At 59.4% G+C, this 13,843-nt stretch carries 13 protein-coding genes; 3 read left to right on the top strand and 10 right to left on the bottom strand.

Features of this window, described 5'->3' with window-relative positions; translation table 11 throughout:
- Position 1: 1 nt before the first annotated feature.
- The 9 genes from ACR0E2_RS15615 to coxB all read right to left on the bottom strand — a co-directional run bounded on the left by ACR0E2_RS15615 (position 2) and on the right by coxB (position 7,586).
- A complete protein-coding gene (locus ACR0E2_RS15615) occupies positions 2-586 on the bottom strand; it encodes a GNAT family N-acetyltransferase (RefSeq protein ID WP_480447047.1) in 585 nt (194 codons plus the stop codon).
- A complete protein-coding gene (locus ACR0E2_RS15620) occupies positions 586-1,848 on the bottom strand; it encodes a M16 family metallopeptidase (RefSeq protein WP_480447048.1) in 1,263 nt (420 codons plus the stop codon). The genes ACR0E2_RS15615 and ACR0E2_RS15620 overlap by 1 nt, the downstream gene beginning before the upstream one ends.
- Complete coding sequence (thrC, locus tag ACR0E2_RS15625) at positions 1,845-3,233, bottom strand: threonine synthase (RefSeq protein ID WP_480447049.1); 1,389 nt, start codon at positions 3,231-3,233, stop codon at positions 1,845-1,847. Before thrC ends, ACR0E2_RS15620 begins: the two co-directional genes overlap by 4 nt.
- The gene (locus ACR0E2_RS15630) at positions 3,230-3,907 is read right to left on the bottom strand and encodes an SURF1 family protein (protein ID WP_480447050.1); all 678 of its coding nucleotides are present in this window, start codon (positions 3,905-3,907) and stop codon (positions 3,230-3,232) included. Before ACR0E2_RS15630 ends, thrC begins: the two co-directional genes overlap by 4 nt.
- Before the next feature lie 157 nt (positions 3,908-4,064).
- On the bottom strand, positions 4,065-4,880 hold the full coding sequence (locus ACR0E2_RS15635) for a cytochrome c oxidase subunit 3 (RefSeq protein ID WP_152457261.1): 816 nt from the start codon (positions 4,878-4,880) through the stop codon (positions 4,065-4,067).
- Between the two features lie 22 nt (positions 4,881-4,902).
- Positions 4,903-5,478 (bottom strand): cytochrome c oxidase assembly protein, encoded by a 576-nt coding sequence (locus ACR0E2_RS15640; RefSeq protein ID WP_152457260.1) that lies wholly within the window; start codon positions 5,476-5,478, stop codon positions 4,903-4,905.
- Entirely contained in the window at positions 5,478-5,639 is a 162-nt protein-coding gene (locus tag ACR0E2_RS15645) for a hypothetical protein (protein WP_171170832.1), read from the bottom strand. The genes ACR0E2_RS15640 and ACR0E2_RS15645 overlap by 1 nt, the downstream gene beginning before the upstream one ends.
- Positions 5,636-6,586: a heme o synthase gene (cyoE, locus tag ACR0E2_RS15650; protein ID WP_171229601.1), complete on the bottom strand. Its 951-nt coding sequence runs from the start codon at positions 6,584-6,586 to the stop codon at positions 5,636-5,638. The genes ACR0E2_RS15645 and cyoE overlap by 4 nt, the downstream gene beginning before the upstream one ends.
- Before the next feature lie 88 nt (positions 6,587-6,674).
- Positions 6,675-7,586: a cytochrome c oxidase subunit II gene (gene coxB / locus ACR0E2_RS15655; protein WP_171229600.1), complete on the bottom strand. Its 912-nt coding sequence runs from the start codon at positions 7,584-7,586 to the stop codon at positions 6,675-6,677.
- Between the two features lie 176 nt (positions 7,587-7,762).
- Between coxB and tldD the strand changes: the two genes are divergently transcribed.
- From tldD to topA, 3 genes are all read left to right on the top strand, one after another.
- On the top strand, positions 7,763-9,184 hold the full coding sequence (gene tldD / locus ACR0E2_RS15660; RefSeq protein ID WP_480447051.1) for a metalloprotease TldD: 1,422 nt from the start codon (positions 7,763-7,765) through the stop codon (positions 9,182-9,184).
- Positions 9,185-9,423: 239 nt separating this feature from the next.
- Positions 9,424-10,548, top strand: a complete 1,125-nt coding sequence (dprA, locus tag ACR0E2_RS15665; protein WP_480447052.1) for a DNA-processing protein DprA — start codon at positions 9,424-9,426, stop codon at positions 10,546-10,548.
- A 167-nt stretch (positions 10,549-10,715) separates the two neighbouring features.
- Positions 10,716-13,358: a type I DNA topoisomerase gene (gene topA / locus ACR0E2_RS15670; protein ID WP_480447053.1), complete on the top strand. Its 2,643-nt coding sequence runs from the start codon at positions 10,716-10,718 to the stop codon at positions 13,356-13,358.
- Between the two features lie 71 nt (positions 13,359-13,429).
- Here topA and ACR0E2_RS15675 read toward each other — a convergent pair whose 3' ends face one another.
- Positions 13,430-13,807: a hypothetical protein gene (locus ACR0E2_RS15675; RefSeq protein ID WP_152457254.1), complete on the bottom strand. Its 378-nt coding sequence runs from the start codon at positions 13,805-13,807 to the stop codon at positions 13,430-13,432.
- Between the last annotated feature and the right edge of the window lie 36 nt (positions 13,808-13,843).

Consider the following 13,843-nt stretch of genomic DNA (forward strand, 5'->3'; position numbering starts at 1 on the left):
CCTATCCTGCGTCGGTTTTTCCGCGCCGGTCAGACCGCAAGCTGGCATACAGAACATGCGTCCGCCACCGCCCGTTGATTTGCAAATACGACTGCGCCACGCCCTCGTACTTGAAGGCCGAGCTTTCCAGCAACCCGCGCGACGCCCGGTTTTCCGGCAAGCAGGCGGCTTCAATCCGGCTCAGGTCCAAACGGGTAAAGGCATGGTGAACCATCGCGCCGATGGCTTCACGCATATACCCTTGTCGGGCAAAGGCCTGACCGGTCCAGTACCCCAATGTGCCCGCCTGCGCGGGACCGCGCCGAATGTTGTCCAGCGTGATGGCCCCAACCAACACGTCATCCTCGCGGCGAAACAGAAAAAGCGGGATTGCCGTCCCGGCCGTTACAGAACGTTGTGCCCAATACACACGGTTGGTAAAGGATTTGCGGCTCAGGTGGTCCTTGGCCCAGATCGGTTCCCAAGGTGTCAGATAGTCTTTCGAGGCCCGCCGCAATGCGGCCCAATCGTTGAAGTCGGAATGTACTGGCGGGCGCAGGCTGAGCCGCGCAGTCTCGAGTTTCAGCTTGCGTCTGCCCAACAGCATCACGCCGCCCGCCTCTCCTGTAGTTCGGCCAATGTCGGCGCCCCCGAAACCGGCCCGTACAGCGCCAAAGCGGCAGGTGCGTTTACGGCCATCTGCTCGGCAAATACGCGCACATCTTCGGTGCTGACCGCATCAATTCGGGCCACCGTATCTTCCAGAGACGGGACCCGCCCCCAGATCTGAACCAGCCGTGCCAAGCGTTCGGCCCGGTTTGACGGGCTTTCCAGCCCCATCAACATCCCGGCTTTCATCTGCGCACGGGCACGGGCAACCTCTTCCGTGGCCATGTCCTCTGCCGCGCGCTTCATTTCGTCGATGGTGATGGTGGCAAGCTCTGCCACCTGATCTGCCGATGTACCGGCGTAGATCGTCGTCGTACCGGTATCGGCATAGGCACCGGTCTGGGCAAAGATCGTATAGCACAGCCCGCGCGACTCGCGCACCTCCTGGAACAACCGCGAAGACATGCCACCACCCAAAGCGGTGGAATAGATCTGCGCCGTATAGATCGCATCGTCGCGATAGCCCGGGCTTTCCAGCGCAAGTGCGAAATGCGCCTGCTCCAGCACTTTTTCCTGCCGCGCTTCACCACCGGTAAAACGCGCAGGCTCGGCGATCAGCCCGGTGCGTGGTTGCAGATGACCGAACATCTCTTCGGCCATTTTCATCAGTTGATCGTGATCCACGGCTCCGGCAGCGGACAGGATCATCTGATCGGGGCCATAATGCTCGGCCACGAACCCCGACAGATCCTCGCGCGAGAACGCACTGACCCGTTCGGATGGTCCCAGTATGGTTCGGCCCAAAGGCTGGTCGTGATAGCTCTGCTCCTGCAACCAGTCAAAGATCACATCGTCAGGTGTGTCATAGGCCTGGCCGATCTCCTGAAGGATCACGCCGCGCTCAACCTCGATTTCGCGCGGGTCGAAAACCGGGTTCAGAACGATGTCGCCGATCACGTCCATCGCCAGCGCCACGTCGTCCTTCAGGACGCGCGCGTAATAGGCCGTTACCTCGCGCGAGGTATAGGCGTTGATATACCCGCCCACATCTTCGATCGCCTCGGCGATTTGCAGCGCCGAACGTCTCTCGGTTCCCTTGAACGCCATATGCTCAAGGAAATGTGCGATGCCGTTCTGTTCGATCCGCTCATGCCGCCCACCGGCGGTTACCCAGATGCCGATGGCCGCAGATTGCAGCCCCGGCATATGTTCACTGACGACACGAAAGCCGTTCTTCAGTTGGTCTTGTCTGACAGTCACTCGGCGATGTGCCCTTTGATATGATCCTCGATGGCGCCCAGATCGTTGGCGATCCGGGTGACCCGTTCCGGACGTTCATACAGATCAGACATGCGGGATGGAAGAGGCGGATGAACGTCGCTCGCCTTCTCGACCGCTGCAGGGAACTTGGCGGGATGCGCAGTGGCCAAGGTGATCATCGGGGTATAAGTGGCACGGTGGTTTTCGCCGACCTTGATCCCAACCGCAGTGTGGGGGCAGACCAGTTCCGCGCTGTGGGCAAGCGTATGCCTGATCGTCGCCAGCGTTTCGTCTTCGGACACCCGGCCCGAGTCGAAAGTCTCGCGCAGCGCTTCCATCGCGCCCTGGCTGACGTTGAAGCCGCCATTTTTGAGCTCATCCATCAACTGCGCCACGGCACCGCCGTCCTCGCCATAGGCGTAATACAACGCACGCTCGAAATTCGAGCTGACCTGAATGTCCATCGACGGGCTGATCGAGGGGATGGTGTCGCCCTTGAAATACCCCTCACCCGACAGACACCGGTGCAAGATGTCGTTCTGGTTGGTTGCAACGACCAGACGATCGATGGGCAAGCCCATGCGCTTGGCCAGATAGCCTGCGAAGATGTCGCCGAAATTGCCGGTCGGCACGGTGAAGCTGACCTTGCGGTGCGGCGCGCCGAGGCTGACGGCGGCCGAGAAGTAATAGACGATCTGCGCCAGCACCCGCGCGAAGTTGATCGAGTTCACACCCGCCAGCTTGACCCCGTCGCGGAAGTCGAAATCGTTGAACATATCTTTCAGCGCAGCCTGACAATCATCGAAATCGCCATCCACGGCCAGAGCATGAACATTGCTGTCCGCAGGCGTCGTCATCTGGCGACGCTGCACCTCGGACACGCGGCCATGCGGGAACAGGATGAATACATCCACGGCATCCAGCCCCCGGAAGGCCTCGATCGCGGCCGAGCCGGTGTCACCGCTGGTGGCGCCGACGATGGTCACGCGATCTCCGCGCCGTTTCAGGGCCACCTGGAACAGCTGGCCGATCAACTGCATGGCAAAGTCCTTGAACGCCAGCGTGGGCCCATGGAACAGTTCCAGCAGAAAATGGTTCTCGTTCAACTGCTTCAATGGCGCGCGGGCGTCATGACCGAACCCTTCATAAGCGCGGGCGATGATCTGCTTGAACTCATCCTCGGCAAAGGAGCCGCTGACATAGGGCCACATCACGCGGAACGCGATGTCTTCATAGGGCAGACCAGCAAGCGCCGCGATCTCGTCATGGCTCATCACAGGGATCTCGGCGGGCAGGTAAAGCCCCCCATCGCGGGCCAATCCGGTCAGCATCGCCTCTTCAAAGGTCAGTTCTGGCGCTTGGCCACGGGTCGAGATGTATTTCATTGCTCTTCACTCTCAGAAGGGGCGCGATTGCGCCACAGGAAATAACCGGTCATCACAGCCCAGACCAGAGCCAAGCCAAACCAGGTGATTGCATATTGCAGGTGATCATTTGGAATCCCCGCCGTATCCACCGGCAAAGGCGTCAGGTTCGGGTCGGTCTGAGACCGCGCGATCAGCAACACCGGCTCGGCCCCCAAAGCCGCCGCCAGATTGGGCACGTCCCGGGCAAACCAGATGTTGTCGTCAATATCGGGCTCGGGCGTATAGCTGTCGACCTCATCCGGCCAGTGCAGGTTGCCGGTGATCTCCATCGGGCCGGTCAGACGCGGCGCCTGTTTCGCCGTTGTCGGCACAAACCCCCGATCGACCAGAATTGTGCGGTCCTCGGTGCTGAACGATTGGATGATGCGATACCCTGCCCCGACCTGTTTGACCGAAACAAGTACATGGATTTCGCCTGGTTCCATCTCACCCGAAACCGTTACCGGAAGGTATTTGTCGGTGTCCTCTGAAACATGCCTGGGCAAGGCGATGGGGTCGGCTGAAATGCGGTTTTCGATCTCTGCCAACAGCTCCTGTTTCCAGGCCAGACGCTGCGTCTGCCAGATCCCCAGCGACAGCAGAACGCCCAAACCGGCGAGGCCGAAGATCAGCAAGAACAGAATGCGGCGCATGGCAGGGTCGAACCTCGTTTCAGGAACCGGCGTCTTGTTAAGGGGCGTGTGGGCCAAATTGCAACCACGCAATTGTATGGGGCGCAATCTTGCGCCCGGAACAGAGAAAAAGCCGCCCCTCTAGGGCGGCTTTTGCAATTTGATCAGCTGATCGGGCTTACATCAGCGGGGCCTGTCCCCAGATGTAGACCGCGAAAAACAGGAACAGCCAGACAACGTCAACGAAGTGCCAGTACCAGGCCGCCGCTTCGAACCCGACATGCTTTTCCGGTGTGAAGTCGCCTTTGAGGGCCCGGATCAGGCAGACCGACAGGAAGATGGTGCCGATGATGACGTGGAATCCATGGAAACCGGTCGCCATGAAGAAGTTCGAATAGAACTGATCATCGCCAAATTTCCAGCCTTCATGGGCCAGCAGCTCGTAATACTCGAACGCCTGCAAACCGGTAAAGGCAATGCCCAGAACGATACCGATGGCCAGGCCGTTGATCAGCGCTTTGCGGTCGTTGTCATGCACCAGCGCGTGGTGCGCCCAGGTAATAGCACAGCCTGACAGCAGCAGAACCAGAGTGTTGATCAGCGGCAGGTGGAACGGGTCAACCGCGTGGATGTCCGGCTGGATGTATTCGGTGCCGGCATAGTCGTACATCGGGTACATGCGATGTTTGAAGAACGACCAGAACCAGGCAAAGAAGAACATCACCTCGGACATGACGAACAGGATGAAACCGTAACGCAGACCGATGCGAACGACAGGGGTGTGATCCCCCTGGCGGCTTTCGACAACAACTTCGGACCACCATGCAAACATGGTGTAAAGAACTGCGACCAGACCGGCCCAGAACATCCACGGGGTCAATCCGTGCATCCAAAGGACGGCTCCGAACAACATCACAAAGCCGCCGACAGCTCCGATCAGAGGCCAGATCGACGGGGCCAGAATGTGATAATCATGGTTTTTAGCGTGTGCCATCAGCGTCCCTCACCTACAGGCGTTAGTTCGTGTTTGTTTCTGCCTGCGCTTCAAGGGCGGCATAGCCCTCTGGCAGGTCAATTTCGTAGAATGTATACGACAGCGTGATCGTATGAACATACTTTGCTTCAAGATCTTCGACCATTTCAGGATCGACGAAGAAGGTCACCGGCATCTCTACCCGCTCGCCAGGTTGCAGCACCTGCTCTTCAAAGCAGAAACAGGCAATCTTTTGAAAATACCCGCCTGCCGAATAGGGTGCCACATTGTATGAGGCCTGACCCGCTATTGGACGATCCGTTGGGTTGTAGGCCTCATAGAAAGCCAGTCCAGTCTCGCCGATGCGCACTTCCATCTCGCGAACGACCGGTTTGAATTCCCAAGCCATGTTTTTGGCCTTGGACGCATCAAAACGTACGGTGACCGTGCGGTCCAGAATGTCTTCGGGGGCGGCTTCGGCCACACCGGTTGTACCGCCAAATCCGGTTACGCGGCAGAACCAGTCGTAGAATGGTACCGCCGCCCAGGCCAGGCTGCCCATCAGGACAACCACACCTACGGTTTGAGCGACCGTTTTCTGTGGACCAGACAAAGCCATCAGTTCTGGACCTCCTGTGTGGCCATATTGAAATCAGTGCCCGAGACCTTGACGATCGTCAGGCCAAAAATGATCACGATAAAGGCAACCAGTGTCAGTCCAACGCCCAGATTGCGGCTGAACCGTCGCTGATGCAGTTCATGGCTTTTGCGCAGGCTCATGACCATCCTCCCAAACCATAGGGTTTCAGCAAGGCTTCGGCCAGAATAGCGCCGAAATGCAGGAAGAGGTAGAGCAGCGAAAGCTTGAAAAAGCTGCGTTCGACCTTGAAATTATCGGCCTCCGAGTCATCCTCGGTCCGACGCGAAATTTGCCAGGCGCCGCGCAGGAACAACGCGTTCAACACCAAAGCCACGGTCAGATAGATGGGACCACCGATGCCAGAGAACGCGGTTCCCACCGCCAGTATCGCCAGCAAGCCCGTATAGACGAGAATGTGTACACGCGTTGCGCGGCGGCCGTGAGTCACAGTCAGCATGGGCACGCCCGCATCGTCATAGTCCGAGCGCATGAACAGGGCCAGAGCCCAGAAATGCGGCGGTGTCCACATGAAGGTCAGGGCAAACATCAGCCACGGTTCAACCGCCATGGACCCGGTAGCAGCCACCCAGCCAATCACCGGAGGGAAAGCGCCCGCCGCACCACCGATCACGATGTTCTGCGGCGTCGAGCGCTTCAGCCACATCGTGTAGACAACGACATAGAAAAAGATTGTGAAGCCCAGAAACGCACCCGCGAACCAGTTGGTCGCAAGGCCCAGCATGATCACCGACAGGCCTGACAGGGTCAGGCCGATGGCCATCGCCTCACCCTCTTCCACCTTGCCGGAGGGGATCGGGCGACCTTTGGTGCGTTTCATCACCTTGTCGATATCCGCATCCCACCACATGTTCAGCGCACCCGATGCGCCGCCACCGATGGCGATGAACAGAATGGCGCAGAACCCGACGAAGGGATGGACCGGAACCGGGGCCGCCAGCAGACCGACCAGCGCCGTGAACACGACCAGAGACATCACGCGCGGCTTCAGCAGGGCGAAGTAATCGCCAAAGCTGGCCTCGTCCGCGTGGGCGGTCGCTGTGCTGGCATTGATGCTTGCGTCGGTCATCTCGGGTCCTTTTGGGGCGAAAGCTGCGCGGTCAGCCCGCACAGCCTGCATTTCGTGTCAGGCGGGCTTTTACCCGCCCTCAGTGTGCTCAGTTCGATGCAACCTGATAGCTTTGCGGCAGACCGGCGTATTCTTCGATCGCACCTTGCAGCCACTGGTCATACGCTTCCTGGCTGACGACTTTCACGGTGATTGGCATATAGGCGTGGTCTTTGCCGCAGAGTTCCGAACACTGACCGAAGTAGATGCCTTCCTTCTCGGCCTCGAACCACAGTTCCGCCAGACGCCCGGGCACGCCATCCTGCTTTACGCCGAAGGATGGGATGGTCCAGGAGTGAATCACATCAGATGCGGTAACCTGCATCACGACAACCTTGCCAACCGGAACAACAACGGCAGTGTCCGTGGCCAGCAGCCATTCGTCATCGCTGTAACCCGCATCTGCCAGCTTCGCGCGCATGGCATCGTCAAGCACAAACGGGGTCACGTCGGCGTCAGCCGGGCGCGCGCCCTCGTCCAGAGTGGCCGGATGGCCCAGCAGGTAGCTGTCGAAGGCAAAATCGTGATCAACATATTCATAGGTCCAATACCACTGGTTGCCCACGACTTTGATAGTGATGTCGCCTTCCGGGATCTCCTGCTGCTTGAACAGAACCGGCAGCGAAAACGCACCGATGAAGACCAGAATCAGGATTGGGCCAAGGGTCCATGCAATCTCAACCGGGGTGTAGTGCGAAAAACGTGCCGGTTTCGGGTTAACGCGTTCGTTGTAACGCACGATGCAATAAACCAGCAGGCCAGCAACCAGCAGGCAGATGACGGTGATGATCACCAGAATCATGCCGTCCAGACGCTGAATTCCTGTGGCAAGGCTGGTGGCTGCCGGCTGAAAGCCCATACCGCCGTCAACCGGTTTGCCAATAATCTCAAGCTCCTGAGCCATGGCTGGAAGGCTGGAGAGGGCTGTCATAAACCCTGAAAGCATCAAAGCATTCTTCATGTTCTGTCCTGGTCGTTTGATCTTTGCGTCCCTGGCGAAAAGGTGTGAATCGGTCGCACCTCTCCCGTTGTCTTTGGCCGCGTTAAAAACCATATTCCTTCGGGTAGATAAAGCAAAATGCTTGCGTCAAACAGACGCTATTTTTGATCTGGATCAAACCCGAAAGGTCCCAACCCATGTCCGACGCCCCGTTTCGCCCGTTTGAAAGCGCTTTACCGCACGATGAAGCGCTTGCCATTTTGCACTCGGCCACGGACGGGGCCGAGGACGGAGAGCTGTTTGTCGAGCGGCGAAAATCCGAGTCTCTCGTGTTCGATGACGGCCGTCTGCGCACCGCGTCTTACGATGCGTCGGAAGGGTTCGGGCTGCGTGCCGTACAAGGTGAAGTGGCTGGATATGCGCATTCCACAGACGTTTCGATTCCTGCCCTGAAACGGGCGGCGGAAACGGCAAGACTGGCTGTCGGGGATGGCGGCGGGGTCTTGGCGGATGCTCCGCGCTCCACCAATACGCGCCTCTACACGGACGAAGACCCGATTGATTCTGCCGCGTTCCCGGTCAAGATCGAGACATTGCGTGAGATCGACGCCTTCGCCCGCGATCTGGACCCGCGTGTGGTTCAGGTCAGCGCCACGATCGCGGCAGCCGTGCAAGAAATCGAGATTCTGCGCCCTGACGGTGTGATGGTTCGCGATGTGCGCCCCATGACCCGCGTGAACGTATCGGTCATTGTCGAACAGAACGGACGCCGCGAAAGCGGATCCGCCGGTGGTGGTGGCCGGGTTGGCCTGAGCGGGTTGATCGACCCCGCCGACTGGCAGGCCAAGGCCCGCGAAGCCCTGCGTATCGCACTGGTCAACCTGGACGCAGTTCCTGCGCCGGCCGGTGTCATGGAAGTTGCGCTTGGCCCCGGCTGGCCCGGCATCCTGCTGCACGAGGCCATCGGCCACGGCCTGGAAGGCGACTTCAACCGCAAGGGCAGCTCGGCCTTTGCCGGGTTGATGGGGCGGCAGATTGCTTCAAAAGGTGTGACCGTGGTGGATGACGGCACGATTGCTGATCGTCGCGGTTCGATCACCGTGGATGATGAGGGCACGCCCAGCGCGCGCACGGTGCTGATCGAAGATGGCGTGCTGACCGGCTACATGCAGGACCGCCAGAATGCGCGGCTGATGGGAGTTGCTCCTACGGGCAACGGGCGGCGGCAGAGCTATGCGCACAAACCCATGCCGCGCATGACCAACACGATCATGCTGGGCGGCGAAGCCGACCCGCAGGCCCTGGTAGCTGATATCAAGGACGGCATCTGGGCGGTTGGATTCGGCGGCGGTCAGGTGGACATCACCAATGGCAAGTTCGTTTTCTCGTGCACCGAGGCGTATCGTGTCGAAAACGGCAAAATCGGCGCGCCGGTCAAGGGCGCCACGCTGATCGGTGACGGGCCCTCGGCCTTGAAACGCATCCGCGGGCTGGGCAACGATATGGCGCTGGACCCCGGCATGGGAACCTGTGGCAAGGACGGGCAATGGGTGCCGGTGGGTGTTGGCCAGCCGACCGTCCTGATGGACGGGCTGACTGTCGGCGGTTCGGCCGCCTGAGTCGGACGCGGCGCAATCCAAGAGGCGCAGGGTTAACCCGGCGCCTCTTTTTTCACGAAGATCGCCTTTAGTGTTCAAAGCGCTCTTTTTGACTGAAAGTTTTCTATTTTATTTATTATCAACATCTTACATTCGACAACCCTGACAAGATTGCAAAAAATCACTTCTAATTTTCAACGATTCACAAGCTGTTAACTGCCTGTCCCGTAAACCAGTTCTGCAACAAGGCGGAGCAACGGATGACCGAAGAGCAGCTTTCTTCCTATCACCCCCCACTCCCACCCACCACGGAAGAGGACCGGTTCTCGTGGCTTCGTCTGTTGCGTTCTCGCAAGGTCGGTCCGGTGACATTTCGTCGGCTGCTTCGCGAACATGGCTCAGCGCAGAACGCGCTGGCCGCGCTGCCTGAAATGGCACGCGCCGCCGGTATAAAAGGGTATGAAACCTGCCCACCCGGCGTGATCGAGGCGGAACTCAGGGCCGCAAAAGCCGCTAAAGCGCGGCTTTTGTGCCTTGGGTCCGCTGAATTCCCCGCGGCCCTGGCTGAACTGAACGAAGCCCCGCCGCTGCTTTGGGCGATCGGAGACGTTTCGCTGCTGCAAAAACCAGCAATTGCGATGGTCGGCGCGCGAAACTGTTCCTCGCTCGGCGCGCGGATGGCACGTGGCCTGGCCACCGAACTGGGCAGCAAAGGGCACGTTATCGTCTCGGGCTTGGCGCGTGGCATCGATACAGCCGCGCATATGGCCGCGCTGGAAACCGGCACGGTGGCAGTCATGGCCGGTGGCGTTGATGTGATCTATCCGGCCGAAAACACGGAACTGGCCCATGACATCGCGTCCCGCGGCTTGCGGATTTCGGAACAACCGATGGGCGTGACACCCCAGGCCCGGCACTTTCCACGCCGAAATCGGATCATTTCGGGGCTTGCGCAGGCGGTTGTCGTCGTCGAGGCTGCCGCCAAGTCCGGCAGTCTGATCACTGCACGGGACGCACTGGATCAGGGGCGCGAGGTTCTGGCCGTTCCCGGCCATCCGTTCGATGCGCGGGCCGCCGGCTGCAATCTATTGATTCGTGATGGCGCCACACTTGTCCGATCCGCCGAAGACGTTATTGAAGCCTTGCCGAGGCAGGACGACCTGTTTTCCCGGCCAATCGAACCGCCCTCGGAACCAATCGCGCGTCCTGCAAGAAACCTGCACGAGCAAATCATCGCGCGGCTTGGCCCCTCACCCATCGCCGAAGATCAATTGCTGCGGGATATCGCGGCGTCGGCCGGTGAGCTTGGACCGGCGCTGATCGACCTTGAACTTGATGGGCGAATCCAGCGTCAGCCCGGAGGTCTGCTGTCGCTGGCAAGTTGATCGTACCCTCGTACCGGCGTGCCCGGTTTCTGAAGATCGGTGGTAGCGCACTGAAATCACGGCGCTTTTCCACCGGCGAAAGGAACGCATTGACAATTCCTGCTTGCCCCACACATTTTGCACCACCATAGAAGGCGCCAAATTCGTCGAGCGAGGTTTCCCCTTAAATGCCCGTAGTTGTTGTAGAATCTCCGGCCAAAGCAAAAACAATCAATAAATACCTGGGCCCCGACTACACGGTTCTGGCCTCTTACGGCCATGTGCGGGACCTGCCGCCAAAGGATGGATCGGTCGATCCTGAACATGACTTCTCGATGAAATGGGAGGTCGGCAACGACAGCCGCAAGCATGTCAAGGCCATTGCCGACGCGTTGAAAGAAGACAATGCGCTGATCCTTGCCACCGACCCCGACCGCGAGGGCGAGGCGATCAGCTGGCACCTGCAGGAGGCGTTGACCAAACGCCGTTCGATCAAGAAGGATACGCCCGTCAGCCGCGTCACCTTCAACGCCATCACCAAGGACGCCGTGACCGAGGCGATGCAGAACCCGCGTCAGGTCGATATGCCGTTGGTCGAGGCCTATCTGGCCCGCCGCGCGCTGGATTATCTGGTTGGGTTCAACCTGTCTCCGGTTTTGTGGCGCAAACTGCCAGGTGCGAAGTCGGCGGGTCGCGTGCAATCCGTCTGTCTGCGCCTGATCGTCGAACGCGAGATGGAAATCGAGGCATTCAAGCCGGTGGAATACTGGTCGGTTCGGGCGCTGTTCGAGACACCGCGCGGGCAGACCTATGAGGCGCGTCTGGTCACGCTGGCCGGCAAGAAGCTGGACAAGCACGATCTGGCCAATGCGACGCAGGCCGAGCTTGCGGTTCAGGCCATCACCAGCCGCGCGCTGAGCGTGACTTCGGTCGAGGCCAAACCCGCCGCCCGCAACCCCAGCGCGCCGTTCATGACATCGACCTTGCAACAGGAAGCCAGCCGCAAGTTCGGCATGGGCGCGCGCCACGCAATGCAGGTGGCGCAGCGGCTTTATGAGGCCGGGTACATTACCTATATGCGGACCGATGGCATCGACATGGCGCCCGAGGCCGTGGCCGCGACCCGCGAAACAATCGCGGATCGATACGGCGCTGAATATGTACCGGACAGCCCGCGCATGTATAAGAACAAGGCCAAGAACGCTCAGGAAGCGCACGAGTGTATCCGCCCGACGGATATGTCGCGCGATGCCAAGGCGCTGAAAGTGACAGACGAGGATCAGCGCAAGCTTTATGATCTGATCTGGAAACGCACCATCGCCTGTCAGATGGCTGCCGCGCGTCTGGAGCGCACCACCGTCGAGATCGGCAGCGACGACGGTCAGGTCGGCCTTCGCGCCACGGGCCAGGTGGTCATGTTCGATGGGTTCATGCGGGTATACGAAGAAGGCCGGGATGACGTCGCGGACGAGGATGAAAAGCGTCTGCCACAGATCGCGCAGGGCGATCCGGCCCGTTTTGCCAAAACCTCTCTGAAGGATCAGTTTGCCAAGGCGACCAGCGAAAGCGGCGACAAGATCGCGAAAGAAGCAATCCTGTCCGAGAACGAATCCGTTCTGGCCCTTCAACACCACACCCAACCGCCCCCGCGCTATACCGAAGCGACACTGGTCAAAAGGATGGAAGAGCTGGGGATCGGGCGCCCATCAACCTATGCTTCGATCGTAACGACGATCCAGGACCGGGAATATGTCCGCAAGGACAAGAACAGGTTGATCCCCGAGGAAAAAGGCCGGATCGTCACGATCTTCTTGCTGAATTTCTTCCGGCAGTATGTGGGGTATGAATTCACTGCCAATCTGGAAAAAGAACTGGATGACGTCAGCGCCGGGGAGCGCGACTACAAGGACCTGCTGGGCAAGTTTTGGCGTGATTTTTCAGCCGCGATTGGCGAGACCTCCGAACTGCGGATTTCGGAAGTGTTGGACAAGCTCGACGAAGCTCTGGCTGCGCAGCTCTACCCGCCGCGCGAGGATGGGTCCGATCCGCGTATCTGCCCGAAATGCGGCACCGGTCAGTTGCACCTGAAGACCTCTCGTACGGGTGGGTTCGTTGGGTGCGGGAACTATCCGGAATGTACCTATACGCGCCCGATTGCCGGTGAAGGCGCGGAAGGTGACGAAAGGCTGCTGGGCGAAGATGCCGGGGATGAGATCTGGTTGAAATCCGGTCGCTTCGGTCCTTACGTTCAACGGGGCGAACCCACGCCCGAGAACAAAAAGCCCCCGCGCGCATCCCTTCCGCGCGGGTGGAGCAAGGATGACATGGATCTGGAAAAGGCGCTGACGCTACTGTCCCTGCCTCGTCAGATCGGCGAACACCCCGAAGGCGGCATGATCAGCGCGAATTTCGGGCGGTTCGGGCCTTACCTGATGCATCAGCTGCCGGAGGAGCCGAAGCCGGTCTATGCCAATCTGAAAGACCCCAATGACGTGTTCGAAATCGGCATGAATCGCGCCGTTGAGTTGCTGGCCGAAAAACGGGCAAACCCCGGTCGTGGACGGCGGGCCGCGGCAAAACCTCTGAAGGAGCTGGGTGAGCATCCCGATGGCGGAGCGATGCAGGTTCTGGACGGGCGCTATGGGCCTTATGTGAAATGGGAAAAGGTCAACGCGACAATCCCCAAGGACATCAAACCCGAGGACGTGACGCAGGAAATGGCCATCGAGCTTGTCAACGAGCGCGCTGCCAAAAAAGGCACCAAGAAGAAGGCCACGTCCAAAAAGGCTACGTCCAAAAAGAAAACAACCACCAAGAAAGCAACAACCTAGGCGGTCAGGTGGTCGGGGTTGAACAGCCCCCCGCAATCGCCGTTTCGGCATTACGGGGGGCTGTCAGCGTGTTACTTGGGCTGTGGGCCGCACCGGACTTCGAGCGTCGTCTGCCAGTCTTCCGAGCTGCTTGAGCTAGGATAGTAGCCGGGTGCGCTGCCTGAGTTCTGGGCAGCAGCCGTCAGGACATCGATGATCAGGGCTGCATTCTTGTCCACCCCCTGATAGCCGGTATCGCTGGCCAGAACGAAGGCCTCTTTGCCCTGCTGTGCGCACCGTGCGTTGGCGGTTGAAATTGCGGATTCAAGTGAAGACTTCTCAGAATAACCGGTTCCTATAACTTTGATCTTGTTATCGTCGAGCGGAAGTACGGTCGCCTGCTCAGGCTCACAGGCTGACATAACCAAAAGCGCAACACCTGCGACCGTTCCGACCCAAATTCGTTCCATGTTTTCAAACTCCTATAAAGGTACGGCGCTTATGCT

The sequence above is a fragment of the Ruegeria sp. A4 genome, assembly GCF_056543025.1.

Excerpts from the sequence above, each read along its gene's own strand:
- tldD (WP_480447051.1), top strand. The coding sequence starts at position 7,763 with ATGTCCGACGCCCCGTTTCGCCCGTTTGAAAGCGCTTTACCGCACGAT.
- ACR0E2_RS15645 (WP_171170832.1), bottom strand. The coding sequence starts at position 5,639 with ATGAGCCTGCGCAAAAGCCATGAACTGCATCAGCGACGGTTCAGCCGC.
- ACR0E2_RS15615 (WP_480447047.1), bottom strand. The coding sequence starts at position 586 with ATGCTGTTGGGCAGACGCAAGCTGAAACTCGAGACTGCGCGGCTCAGC.
- ACR0E2_RS15630 (WP_480447050.1), bottom strand. The coding sequence starts at position 3,907 with ATGCGCCGCATTCTGTTCTTGCTGATCTTCGGCCTCGCCGGTTTGGGC.
- dprA (WP_480447052.1), top strand. The coding sequence starts at position 9,424 with ATGACCGAAGAGCAGCTTTCTTCCTATCACCCCCCACTCCCACCCACC.
- ACR0E2_RS15675 (WP_152457254.1), bottom strand. The coding sequence starts at position 13,807 with ATGGAACGAATTTGGGTCGGAACGGTCGCAGGTGTTGCGCTTTTGGTT.
- thrC (WP_480447049.1), bottom strand. The coding sequence starts at position 3,233 with ATGAAATACATCTCGACCCGTGGCCAAGCGCCAGAACTGACCTTTGAA.
- ACR0E2_RS15640 (WP_152457260.1), bottom strand. The coding sequence starts at position 5,478 with ATGGCTTTGTCTGGTCCACAGAAAACGGTCGCTCAAACCGTAGGTGTG.
- coxB (WP_171229600.1), bottom strand. The coding sequence starts at position 7,586 with ATGAAGAATGCTTTGATGCTTTCAGGGTTTATGACAGCCCTCTCCAGC.
- ACR0E2_RS15635 (WP_152457261.1), bottom strand. The coding sequence starts at position 4,880 with ATGGCACACGCTAAAAACCATGATTATCACATTCTGGCCCCGTCGATC.
- topA (WP_480447053.1), top strand. The coding sequence starts at position 10,716 with ATGCCCGTAGTTGTTGTAGAATCTCCGGCCAAAGCAAAAACAATCAAT.
- cyoE (WP_171229601.1), bottom strand. The coding sequence starts at position 6,586 with ATGACCGACGCAAGCATCAATGCCAGCACAGCGACCGCCCACGCGGAC.